General features: G+C 66.5%; 8 protein-coding genes. 3 read left to right on the forward strand and 5 right to left on the reverse strand.

Translation table 11 applies throughout. The annotated features are described in order from the left end of the window. Nucleotides 1-1,651: M1 family aminopeptidase (locus ACE026_RS06065; protein WP_486038354.1), on the forward strand; the 1,651-nt coding region annotated here is incomplete at its 5' end. Between the two features lie 138 nt (nt 1,652-1,789). Beyond that, nucleotides 1,790-2,338: a hypothetical protein gene (locus ACE026_RS06070; protein WP_486038355.1), complete on the forward strand. Its 549-nt coding sequence runs from the start codon at nt 1,790-1,792 to the stop codon at nt 2,336-2,338. Here ACE026_RS06070 and ACE026_RS06075 read toward each other — a convergent pair. The 5 genes from ACE026_RS06075 to ACE026_RS06095 form a co-directional block, all read right to left on the reverse strand. Continuing rightward, nucleotides 2,239-2,631 carry an SseB family protein gene (locus ACE026_RS06075; protein WP_486038356.1) on the reverse strand — a complete coding sequence of 131 codons (393 nt, stop codon included), beginning with the start codon at nt 2,629-2,631 and terminating at the stop codon, nt 2,239-2,241. The two genes, ACE026_RS06070 and ACE026_RS06075, sit on opposite strands and share 100 nt — an antisense overlap. A gap of 72 nt (nt 2,632-2,703) precedes the next feature. Then, nucleotides 2,704-3,201: a GNAT family N-acetyltransferase gene (locus tag ACE026_RS06080; protein ID WP_486038357.1), complete on the reverse strand. Its 498-nt coding sequence runs from the start codon at nt 3,199-3,201 to the stop codon at nt 2,704-2,706. Between the two features lie 91 nt (nt 3,202-3,292). Further along, nucleotides 3,293-5,014 (reverse strand): alpha-amylase family glycosyl hydrolase, encoded by a 1,722-nt coding sequence (locus ACE026_RS06085; RefSeq protein ID WP_486038358.1) that lies wholly within the window; start codon nt 5,012-5,014, stop codon nt 3,293-3,295. Further along, on the reverse strand, nt 5,014-6,501 hold the full coding sequence (locus tag ACE026_RS06090; RefSeq protein WP_486038359.1) for an MFS transporter: 1,488 nt from the start codon (nt 6,499-6,501) through the stop codon (nt 5,014-5,016). The genes ACE026_RS06085 and ACE026_RS06090 overlap by 1 nt, the downstream gene beginning before the upstream one ends. After that, nucleotides 6,498-8,699, reverse strand: a complete 2,202-nt coding sequence (locus ACE026_RS06095) for a glucosidase family protein (protein WP_486038360.1) — start codon at nt 8,697-8,699, stop codon at nt 6,498-6,500. The genes ACE026_RS06090 and ACE026_RS06095 overlap by 4 nt, the downstream gene beginning before the upstream one ends. A gap of 233 nt (nt 8,700-8,932) precedes the next feature. Between ACE026_RS06095 and ACE026_RS06100 the strand changes: the two genes are divergently transcribed. After that, a complete protein-coding gene (locus tag ACE026_RS06100) occupies nt 8,933-10,999 on the forward strand; it encodes a glycoside hydrolase family 97 protein (protein WP_486038361.1) in 2,067 nt (688 codons plus the stop codon). Nucleotides 11,000-11,078: the final 79 nt, after the last annotated feature.

Here is an 11,078-nt window from a genome sequence, read left to right on the forward strand (position 1 = left end):
GTACTGGACCGTGCGCAACACCCACACCGCGCCCATCGCGCAGCTCCACGTGGCAATGAACGACGACAAGCAGCTGACCGCGGTCGATCTCGGCGGCCAGACCCTGGCCATGCATGACGCCGAGCTGGGCTACCGCATCTACCAGCTGACCGCCCCGCTGCAGCCGGGCGAGGAACGTCGCATCCACTTCCGCGTCAACCAGCACCCGACCGGCATCACCGCCGATCAGGCGCCGACCAACCTGGTGGAGAACGGCAGCTTCTTCAACAGCGGCCTGCTGCCCTCCTTCGGCTACGACCAGGGCGTGCAGATCGCCGATCGCAATGAGCGCCGCAAGCGCGGCCTGGGCGAGCCGAGCCGCATGCCCAAGCTGGAGGACCAGGCCGCACGCGCGAACAACTACGTGACCGACGATGCCGACTGGCTGGCGTTCCGCAGCACGATCTGCACCGCGCCGGACCAGATCGCGCTCGCGCCGGGCTACCTGCAGCACGAAGCGACCGTCAACGGCCGGCGCTGCTTCAGCTACGCCATGGACCGGCCGATGCTGAACTTCTATGCCTACCTGTCGGCCCGCTGGGAAGTGAAGCGCGCAGCGTACAAGGGCATCCCGATCGAGGTGTACTACGATGCGCGCCATGGCTACAACGTGGACCGCATGATCGAAGCGGTGCAGAAGTCGCTGGCCTACTACGAAGCCAACTTCACGCCCTACCAGCATCGGCAGGTGCGCATCATCGAGTTCCCGGGCTATTCGCGTTTTGCCCAGTCGTTTGCCAACACCATCCCCTACTCCGAAGCGATCGGCTTCATCGCCGACCTGCGCAACCGCGACAAGGTGGACTACGTGTTCTACGTGACCGCCCACGAGGTCGCGCACCAATGGTGGGCACACCAGGTGATCGGTGCCAACGTGCAGGGGGCAACGATGCTGTCCGAGTCGCTGTCCCAGTACTCGGCGCTGATGGTGATGGAGAAGGAGTACGGCCGGCAGCAGATGCGTCAGTTCCTGAAGACGGAACTGGATGGCTACCTATCGGGGCGTGGCAGCGAGGGCATCGAGGAGTTGCCGCTGGCGCGGGTGGAGAACCAGCAGTACATCCACTACGAAAAGGGCTCACTGGCGTTTTACCGCCTGCGCGAGGAGATCGGCGAAGCCGCACTCAACCGTGCGCTCAAACGTTTCCTGCAGGACAAAGGCTTCCAGCAACCGCCCTACACCACCTCGACCGAACTGCTGGCCTACCTCCGCGCCGAGACCCCGGCCGACCGCCAGCAGCTGGTGACGGACCTGTTCGAGAAAATCAGCTTCTACGATAACCGTGTGCTGGCCGCGACCGCGCAGAAGCGAGCCGATGGCAAGTACGACGTCACCTTGAAGCTGCACGCCGAGAAGCGCTATGCCGATGGCGATGGCAAGGAAACCGCCGGCACGATGGACGACTGGATCGAAGTGGGCGTGTTCGCCAACGCCCCCTCGGGCAAGGAGCGCGATCAGAAGGTGCTGTATCTGCAGCGCCACCACGTCACCGAGGCCAACCCGTCCATCACGGTGACGGTGGATGGCAAGCCGGATGAGGCGGGCTTTGATCCGTACAACAAGCTGATCGACCGGGTGTCGTCTGACAACCGGCGCAAGGTGACGCTGTAATGCAACGGGTGATGCTGGTCAGCAGGCCAGCATCACCGGCGCCCTGCACTGACGGCGCAACGCGCCGTCTCCCTGAGGCGATGTGCGTCTTCCCCTGATCGGACGGCCGGCCCTCCTCCCTCCATCATGATTGCCCACGTGATCGAGGGATTCGAGGTGAACGCACTACTGCTGCTGGTGGGTCTGGTATGCGGCACCCTCCTGGGTGCCTTGGCGGGATTCAGCCTGGGAACCAAAGATCGGCCCAACCCCATCGACTTCTACACGAATGAACTGGGTCTCTACCTGTCGTTGTTGTATGAATCCAATGGAACGCCACGCAACCCGCAGTGGATACGCGACGCGCTCGCCGTGCGGATGGCCAACGCCCTGATCCTCGCCGGTAATCCGCCACCAAGGGCAGGCATCTCCAGCAGTCAAGCCTCGCTCAAAACGCTGGCAGCACGGGTTCTTGAGCAGGACCTGCTTGCAGGCGTCAAGCAGCACGACGCGCGCGAACTGGCGTCACAGGTTGCACACTGTGTGGTGGCACGCGATCACCAGCATGGCATCTGCCCGACGGATAGGGCCGGCACCATGCCGTCGCGTCAGCGCGGGACGTCGGCGAAGTCCTTGAGGATTTCGCCGACGCCGGACGGCGAGATCTCAAAGCCCAGCGAGGTGCCCGGATTGATCACCACGCCGTAGCCGCCGGGGACGCGCTTGAGTACGTCCAGCATGAGCATGCGGATCGTGTGCGGGGCCTGCTGGCTGTGGAAACCGACGCGGCTCATATCGGTGAACACGGACACGTGCAACACGCCCTGCTTGTCGAACAGCAGCGGATCGAAACCGCTGCCATCCGGCGTCACCAGGCTGCCGGTGAGCAACACCACTTCGGACGCCACGAATGCCTTCATGAACAGACCGATCGGCAGCTGACCGTCCATCGCCGTCTTGAGCAGCGTTTCGATCGGGGTCTGGGGGGCAGCGTCGTTCATGGAATGCGGGGGGTATGGGTCGGGGGCCGCTAGTGTACCGCCGGGGCTGTGGGAGCCGGCCAGCGGCCGGCACTACGGGCGCGGTGGACCGCCGATCAGGTAGAGGTGGAACCGCGGATCATCGTCGGCCAGCGCGACATGCGGCAGGCCGAGACGCGGCAGGGTCCGCAGCCAGTAGGCATGCGCGGCCAGATCGCCGCGGAACACCGCGAGCAGCCATTGCCCCTCGCCGGGACGCACCAGTGCGTTGACCACGTAAGCGGCCAGGCCCTGCCGCCGGTACTTGGGCAGCACAAAGAGGTCGGCCAGTTCGGGATAGTGGCGCCCGTCCCGTTCCACCCGGTCCACCAGCACGAAGCCGGCGAGTGCCTCGTCGACGAACAACAACCGCGCCCACTGTGGATCGTCGCGCAGCGAGCCCTCGACATCGCGCCGGTCACAGTCGAACAGACCGTCAGGGCGTACGTCTTCTCCGCTCCAGGCCGACGCCTCGAAGTAGTAGAACTGCATCAGATGGAACAGGCGCTCGGCGTCGCCGGTCGTTGCGGGGTGCAGGGACAGGCGTGACATGGACACCGTACTCGAAAGGACCACACGGCGCGGTCGCGAGCCCGATTGTACTGCCCGGCCCACCGCGAACGGCAGGCCGGGCATCATCCGGCTACTTCGCCAGGCGCTTCGTGCGGGCCTGCTGATCGTCGACCGCCGCCTTCAACCGGGCCTGCAGCGCGGCCTGGTCGACCTGCGCATCCAGCACGAATACGCGCACGCCGTGCGCAGGCACCTCGGCCTTCAGTGCGCCGGTGACCGTCTGGCTGGCGCCACCCAGCGCGTCGCGCCAGGTCCCAGCCTGCAGATAGCGGCGAACCTCAATAGTGCGGGCGGTGTCGCCCTTGTTGAGCAGGACCACGGCCGTCTGTGCGGTATCGCCCTGCTGCAACACGCGGAAGAACACCGCTTCATCGCCCTGCAGACGTTCATTGACCTGCAGCCCGCGCTGCAGCGCCGGTGTGGCCTCACGCAGTTTGGCGATCCGCTGCAGCGGCGCATAGATCGGGCTGTTCGGCGCATCATTCACGCGCGCCTGGCCGAAGTAGGCGCGGTTGCCGGCGTGCTCGGCACGGCTGCGCATGAAGCCGGTTTCCGAGCCGTAATAGATCACCGGAATGCCGCGCGCGGTGAACAGCCAGTTGTGGGCGTCGATGAACCCGGCATCGTTCGCGTCCAGCCTGGCCATGTCGTGATTGTCGTAGAAGCTCATCAGCTCGTACGGATTCGCATACGGCCCGTCGAGCAGGTGCAGCGGCTCGGCCAGGGTTTCAAAGCCTTTCTGCTCCTTGCCGAACACGGACGACAATGCACCGCGCAACGGGAAGTCCAGCACGCTGACATTCGCGTTGGCCGGCCAGGTGTGCTCGGCGATCTTGCCGGCGTCATAGTCGAACGCTTCGCCGAACATGAACATGCCGGGATGCTCGGCACGGATGCGGTTGACGAAGGCGTGCCACCACGGGTGTGGGAGCCAGCCGATGGTATCGATGCGAAGTGCATCCACACCCTGCGCCGTCCACTGCAGGTAGGCGCCCACCAGGTAGTCCATCACCGCCGGGTTGTGCTCGTTGAAGTCGGACAGCTCGGCCAGGTTACCGTCGAAGATCGAGCCGTTCTTGCCGTCGACAGGGCCGATGCTGTTGTAGAAGGCATGCAGCGGGTTATGCGCCGGGTCCAGCTGCTGCGGGGGCAGGTTCTGGTGATCGGCGATCAACGTGCCGTCCTTGTCGAAGATCTGGCCAAACTGCGGCTGCGCCACCGGCATCGTCCACGCGGGCGAGCCATGGTTGCCGACGATATCCAGCACCACCTTCAGGTCGGCGGCATGCAGGCCGCGGGTGAACGCGGCGAAGTCCAGGTCCTTGCTCGGCAGATGCTCGTCGAGCGTGTAGAAGTTGACGCCCCAATAGCCGTGGTAGCCGGTCTTGCCGCGGTCGGTCAGCGTGCTGGTGCAGCTGATCGGCTTGCTGCCGGTGAAGGCCTGGTCGGGGTTGTCGATGATCGGGGTGATCCACACTGCGCCGAAGCCCAGGTTGCGGATGTACGTGGCATTGTCGAGCACACCCTTGAAATCGCCGCCGAGGTAGCCGATGTTGCCATCCACCTTGTCCGGGCAGGGCACCGGGATATCGAAGGTGGGATGCGCGCCGCCCTGGTCGCGGTGATCGTTGGACGGATCGCCGTTGACGAAGCGGTCGGTGACCACGAAGTAGACCGCCTGGCTGGCGAACGGCTCACGCGTGCCGACATAGTCCGGGCGTTCGATGGCCAGGGCGGGACTGGCGGACAGCGCGAATGACAGGGCCAGCGACAACGACGAATACCGGGACATCAGACAACCTCCTGTTGGGATGGCACATACAGCACGCATAGACCGGCCAGAAGCAGGCTGCCGCCCCCGAGGGCGAGCACGTGCATCGGATCGCCGCCCAGCCAGGTGCGCAGCAGGAAGCCGAGTGCACTGGCCGCGACCAGCTGCGGAATCACGATGAAGAAATTGAACAGGCCCATGTAGATGCCCATCTTGGCCGCCGGCACGCTGTCGGACAGCAGCGCATACGGCAGCGACAGGATCGAGGCCCAGGCGAAGCCGACGCCGACCATGGACAGCAGCAGCCAGTGCGGATCACGGATGAACAGCATCGAGATCAGCCCCAGGCCGCCCAGCCACAGGTTGACCAGGTGGCTCCAGCGCAGGCCCAGTGCGCGCACCATCACCGGGATCAGCAGCGCGGCCAGCGCCGCGAAGCCGTTGTAGGCACCAAACAGTACGCCGACCCAGTTGGCTCCCTCGTTGTAGGCGGCCGACGCGGTGTCGGTGGAGCCAAAGTGGGTGCCCGCGACGGCGGCGGTGGTGTAGATCCACATCGCGAACAGCGCGAACCACGAGAAGAACTGCACCCAGGCCAGGCGACGCATGGTGCGCGGCATCGCACGCAGGTCGTCGACGATGGTGGCCAGCATGTTCGCCCCCGGCACACAGCGCGCCACCCCCAGCAGCACGCCATAGGCGATACACAGGCCAGCCAGCACATACAGCATGCGGTCACCCTGCCGCGCCGCGATGGTGGCGGCCAACACGATACCTACCGCCACCCAGCCGCCGATCTGCGCCCACGGGGGCGGTCCGGCCACGCGCGCACTCTGGTGCACCGCGGACGGCTCGGCGTCATCGAAGCTGGCCAGCTCGGCCGGCGAGTATTCCCGGGTGCTGATCACCGTCCAGGTGATCGCCGCCAGCAGCACCGCCGCGCCGAAGTAGAACGCGTAGCGCACGGTATCGGGCACCTGACCGGCTGCCGCTGTGTTGGCGACGCCGAAGTGGGCCAGGATGAAAGGCAGGAAACTGGCGACGATCGCACCGATGCCGATGAAGAAGCTCTGCATCGCAAAGCCGGTCGGCCGTTGCCGTGGGGCCAGCTGATCGCCGACGAACGCGCGGAACGGCTCCATCGATACGTTGATCGAGGCATCCAGCACCCACAGCGTGCCAGCGGCGATCCACAGCGTCGGCGAATTCGGCATCACCAGCAGGGCGAGCGTGGTCAGCACCGCACCGATCATGAAGAACGGGCGGCGGCGGCCCCAGCGCGTCCAGGTGCGGTCGGACAGGTAGCCGATCACCGGCTGCACCAGCAGGCCGGTCAGTGGCGCGGCGATCCACAGCCCAGGCACCGCATCCATCGGGGCGCCAAGGGTCTCGAAGATGCGGCTGGCATTGGCGTTCTGCAGCGCGAAGCCGAACTGGATGCCGAGGAAGCCGAAGCACATGTTCCAGATCTGCCAGAACGACAACGTCGGTTTGGGCGAACGGCTCATCGGCGCGGCTCCGTTGAGGCCGCCACCGGCATCAGGGTCAGCGCGGACACGCGGGCCTGGTTGAGCACGCCCTCACTGCCGCCCTTGCCGCCGCTGTACTGCGCAAAGTGGGTCAGCGCGCTCATGTTGAAGCCCTCGTCCAACGCGATGCGACAGGCGCGTGCCGGCAGCTCGAACTCAACCGCCGTGGAGTCCTGCTCGCCCACGCTGTGCGGCATCACGATGGGGCGGCGCTGCTCCGGTTGACCCTCGCATTGCAGCACCAACGTCTTCACCGCCGCGGTCACGCCGGTGTTGATCGGGCCGTTCGGGTTGTCGTAGCGCAGGCGTGCACGCCAGCGGCCGGCGGTCGGTGCGGTCCACTGCCAGTGCGTGTCGCCGGCCAGCACCTGCTGCGGGCCGATGCAGGTCATCGGGCTGTGCAGCGATTCCAGCGCGCCTGCACGGCGGGTCAGGCTCAGGCAGTGACTGGCACCGTCCCGGGCAATCGTGGAGACACCCCGTGTGGGCATCAGCGTCTGGCCGTCGCGCCACAGCACGTGCCCGGCGGGCACGGTGATCTGCCAGCCCGCCGTCGTTTCGCGCGGCACCGGGGCGGCGGGGGTGGCCGGGGCGAACGCCGCCGAGGGACGCAGGATGGCCGGTGATGGCGTCGCCCCCGTGGCATGCAACGGCACCAGCTGCACCGTGGTGGTGGTGCCATCGCGCCGGATATCACCCGCCACCAGCAGCTCGCCGGCAAGCTGCTTCGGTCGCACCAGCACGTAACGCTGTTCGCCATCGTCCAGGCGGATGCGGTCCTGCTTACCGAACAGCGTCGGCACCAGGGACACCGGCAGCTTCGGCGCGATGCGTCCGTCGTCTTCCACGCCGAACACCCCTTCCAGCACCATCGAGAGGTAACCGGCCACCGACCAAAGCTGTCGCGGCGAATTGACCACGGGGCCGCTGAGGGCGCCTTCATCGACATGCACTGCCAGCGTGCGCATCTCGTAGTTTTCCATGTTGGAGCCGGCCAGCGCGGTACCGCGCATCAGCGATTCGATCTCCATGGCAATGCGCGGCGCATCGTCCAGGCGTCGCGCCGCGCGCAGCGAGTACGCGCTGACGAAGGGCCAGATGCCGCGGTTGTGGTAGATCGGTTGCTGCGCTTCCTGCGGCCAGACGACCGGGCTGCCACCGGCCACGGCCGGGTAGTTCGCCAGCGCGCGGCGTGCGCGATCGGCCGGGAACACATCGGCCAGCACGCCCAGCGAGAGCGCGAGCAGGTCGTACTTGGCGTACGGCACAGGGTGCGCCGCCTCGCCGATGTAGCTCATGTACTGACCGGCATCCTCGCGCCAGAAGCGTGCGTCGATCTGGCCTGACAGCGCATCGGCCCATTGGCCGTACGTGGTGGCGCGCGCGTCGTCGCGCTGGCGTGCCAGCTGCTCGGCCAGTCGCAGCGCTTGGTAGTGCAGCACGTTGGTGGAGAGCGCGAAGGACTCGCCGATGAAGCGCACATCCTCGCGGGTCCAGTCCGGGTAGGTCTGCTCGCGCCAATCCAGGAATGAGGTCTCACCGCGATACAGGCCGATCCGCGCATCGAACACCGCCTCGCGATCCTGCGCCAGAGTGGCCTGCAGTGCCTGCCAGACCTGGTCGGCAAAGGCCGCGTCATCCAGCAGCCCACGTGCGGCCAGGAACCACACCACGCGGTCGCTGCTGATCGGCCAGCTGCCACCGGAGCCAGTGTCCTGCGCCACGAACAGACCGGGCGTATGCCCATCGCGTGCGGTGGACAGCTTGAACTGCAGCGACTGGCGGGTGCGCACGGGATCCAGACGCGACAGCGCCAGATCGGCGGCGAAGCTCACATCGCGGGTCCACACATAGGGCCAGCGCTCGCCGGTCTGGAAGCAGGCACAGGGAACCGGCTTGCCGTGATTGAAGGCCGGGTCGCGGATCGCCTCCACGCGGTCGGCGTCCATTTCCTGCTGGGCCAGCCCGAACAGCGCATCGAACAGCACACTGCCGGTCTCGCTGCGCATCGGCTGCGCGCTGACACGCACCTCGCCCTGCGGCGCATGCAGACGGTAGCCACCTTCAGCGGCGGTCTCGGCGCGCGCATGGCGGCCGTCGAAATCCAGGTCGGCCGCACGGGCGGTGGACCCCATCGCTGCCCCGAGGGCAACGGTCAGGCAGATCATCTTCAGCATCGAAGTGGCGAACCGGCTTGCGCCTGTTGCCTCCCTCCCCTTTGCTCGCGTTGTAGGTCCGCACCGCCTCGCGGCAATGCGCTCGCGGCCCCCTCCCAGGGTGCCTTGGGCCCATGGTAGACGGGAGGCCGCAGCCTGCATCGAGCTGCATACGTATTCATGGCCAGGCCGGTCGGCAATCGTGACCGCATCGCTATAGTCCGGGGGTGTTCTCGGCCGCCTTGGGAGGGGAAATGCCGTCACTGTCGCATCCAACAGACGGGCCTTTCGCACGTCGTCGCCTGCCCCTGCTCGGCTGGATATTCTGCGCATTCAGCGCCACCGCCTTTGCCGAGCCGGTCACCGTGGCCAGCGTCGAGTCGCCCGGCAAGGTACTGCGCGTGTCGCTGCAACTGGACGGCGGCAACCCCAGCTACCGGGTGGACCGTTTCGGCGAGACGGTGGTGGACACCTCCAAGCTCGGCTTCCAGCTGCGCGATGGCCGCCTGGACCGGGATCTTGCCGTGCTTGGTCAGCAGTCACGCAGCGTCGATGAGACCTGGGAACAGCCGTGGGGCGAGCGCCGGCTGACCCGCAATCACTTCAACGAAGTGGTCGTTCAGCTGGCCGAACGCAGTGGCGCCAAGCGTCGCATCGATGTGGTGTTCCGGGTCTATGACGACGGCCTGGGCTTCCGCTACCACTTCCCCGAGCAGCCGGGCATGCGCGAGGCGCTCATCGACGATGAACTGACCGAGTTCGCGATCGCCCCGACCTCCACCGCGTGGTGGATTCCGGCGGGTGAGCCGATTCACTACGAGTATCTCTACCAGCGCACGCCGCTGGATCAGGTGCCACTGGCACATACGCCGATGACGCTGCGCAGCCGCGATGGCCTGCATGTCGCCATCCACGAAGCCGCGCTGGTGGACTACGCCGGCATGTGGCTGCGCCGGACCGAGGGCCAGCGCCTGCGCGCGCAGCTGGCGCCCTCGGCCGAGGGCTGGAAAGTACGGCGGAGCCTGCCCTTCGATACCCCGTGGCGCACGCTGCAGATCAGCGACACCGCCGGCGGGCTGGTCGAATCCAGCCTGATCCTCAACCTCAACGAGCCCAATGTGCTGGGCGACGTCAGCTGGGTGAAGCCTTCCAAGTACCTGGGCGTGTGGTGGTCCATGCACTTGGATGAGGAGAGCTGGGCCACCGGCCCGCGGCACGCCGCGACCACAGCCAAGACGAAACGCGTGATCGATTTTGCCGCCCGGCATGGCTTCCGTGGCGTACTGGTGGAAGGCTGGAATCCGGGCTGGAACGGTGACTGGGTCGGCAATGGCTACGCCTTCGATTTCACCCGGCCCACCGCGGACTTCGATATCGAGGCACTGTCGGCTTATGGCGCGAAGAAGGGCGTGCACCTGATCGGCCACCATGAAACCGGCTGCGCGATCGAACATTACGAAGATCAGCTCGGCGCGGCGCTGGATCTGTATGCGCGGCTGGGCGTGGATTCGTTCAAGAGCGGCTACGTCTGCGACGACGGCCAGGTCGACCGCCGCAACCCGACCGGTGGCCCGCTGTGGCGCGAGTGGCACGACGGCCAGTTCATGGCCCGCCATCACCTCAAGGTGGTGCAGGAAGCAGCCAAGCGGCATATCGCGGTGAATCCGCACGAGCCGATCAAGGACACCGGCCTGCGCCGCACCTACCCGAACTGGATCACCCGCGAAGGCGCGCGTGGCATGGAATACAACGCCTGGGGCCAGCCGCCGAACCCACCCGAGCACGAGGTCAACCTGGTGTTCACCCGGATGCTGTCCGGGCCGATGGATTACACCCCCGGCATCCTGAGCCTGAAGGGCCGCGGCGGTCAGGCGATCCCCAGCACGCTGGCCCGCCAGCTCGCGCTGTACGTGACGCTCTACAGCCCGATCCAGATGGCGGCCGACCTGCCCGAGCACTACGAGCAGCACCGTGAGGCGTTCCGCTTCATCGAAGACGTCGCGGTGGACTGGGACGACACCCGCGTGCTCAACGGCGAGGTGGGCGACTACGTCACCATCGTGCGCAAAGACCGTCACAGCCGCGACTGGTTCCTGGGCAGCATCACCGACGAACACGGCCGCGTGTTGCCGGTCTCGCTGGGCTTCCTGGAGCCGGGTGTGCGTTACCGCGCGGAGATCTACCGCGATGGCGACGGCGCGGATTTCCGCAGCAATCCCTTCGCCTTCGTGCGCGAAACCCGCGAGGTCACCAGCGCTGATGCGCTGACGCTGGTGCTTGCGCCGGGCGGCGGCCAGGCGATCCGTTTCACGCCGCTGTAGACCTGATCAGAGGTGGTCTCGACGTCGCCCCATGACGTGTTGTGCCGGCCGCTGGCCGGCTCCTGCATCTGCATGGCAT

This window comes from Stenotrophomonas sp. AGC87 (genome assembly GCF_057333975.1).